1 protein-coding gene is annotated in these 1,043 nt (G+C 71.7%); it reads right to left on the bottom strand.

The window, feature by feature from the left end; translation table 11 throughout:
* Window positions 1-1,043 (bottom strand): polysaccharide biosynthesis/export family protein (locus G3T14_RS24285; protein ID WP_163645022.1); only part of this gene is annotated, 1,043 nt, incomplete at both ends.

Below are 1,043 nucleotides of genomic sequence, written 5' to 3'. Positions count from 1 at the left end.
TCGGTGAAGGGGGCGTTGGAGACGTAGACGAGGTCGCGGTTGCGCATGCGGAAGGCCTGGGTGAGGAACAGGCTGTTGGGGTCGCGCATGTTGACGCGGTAGACCACCGGCACGAGCGGGGTGCCGAGGAGCGGGCTGCCGGGCTTGAGGCGGCGCACCACCGCGGCGGGCTCGAAGCGGAAGATGAAGGTGCCGGTGGGGTCGGCCTGGACGTCGCTGAGGCCGCGGGCCTTGGCCAGGGCCTGGGCCAGGGTGATGCCCTCGGCCTGGAACGGGATCTCGGTGGAGTTGCCGAGCGCGCCCACCGCCAGGAAGGTCTGGGGATCGCGCACCAGGGTGAGCACGTCGCTGGGCCGCAGGAAGATGTTTTCGCGCGGGTTCGAGACGATGGTGGTCATCGGCACGGTGGCGGTCTGGTTGCCGCGCGAGAGCCGGACGAAGGTCTCGTTGACGGGCGAGCGCACGCCGCCGGCGGTGGCGATGACGTCGAGGATGCGGTCGCCCTTGCCCGAGAGCGGCACGCGGGCGCCGGCGATGACCTCGCCGGTGACGGTGACGGTCTGGGAGACCGCCCGGGTGACCGAGACCAGCACCTGGGGCTGGATCGCCTTGCCGGCGAGTTCGGTCTCGATGAGGGACTGGACGTCCTGGGCGCGCCGGCCGGCGACCTGGATGCGTCCGGCATAGGGCACCGAGATGGCGCCGTCGCGCGAGACGACCTGCTCGGGGATCAGGGCGGATTTCGAGCCGGCGGAGAAGCGGTCGGCCACCAGTGGCCCGGAGAACAGGCCGCCCGACCCGGCCTCCCAGACCGAGACGGCGACGAAATCGCCGACCCCGATGACGGGTTCGAGGGAGGGGCGCTTGTCGCCGAAGGAGGCGAGCAGGCTGTCGAGCGCCCGGCCGCGCAGGGCCTCGACGGTGGCGGCCGAGATGTCGACGATCTCGTAGCGCGCGAACGTCCCCTCGCTCGTCGAAATGTCCGCCCCGTCCACCACCGCACCCGTGGTCGGACCGGCGGCGGGCAGAAGCGACGAACAGCC

This window comes from Methylobacterium sp. BTF04, assembly GCF_010692745.1.
Classification (GTDB): domain Bacteria; phylum Pseudomonadota; class Alphaproteobacteria; order Rhizobiales; family Beijerinckiaceae; genus Methylobacterium.
Note: the sequence above shows the minus strand (reverse complement) of the source record. Positions and strands in the feature narration are given on the sequence as shown.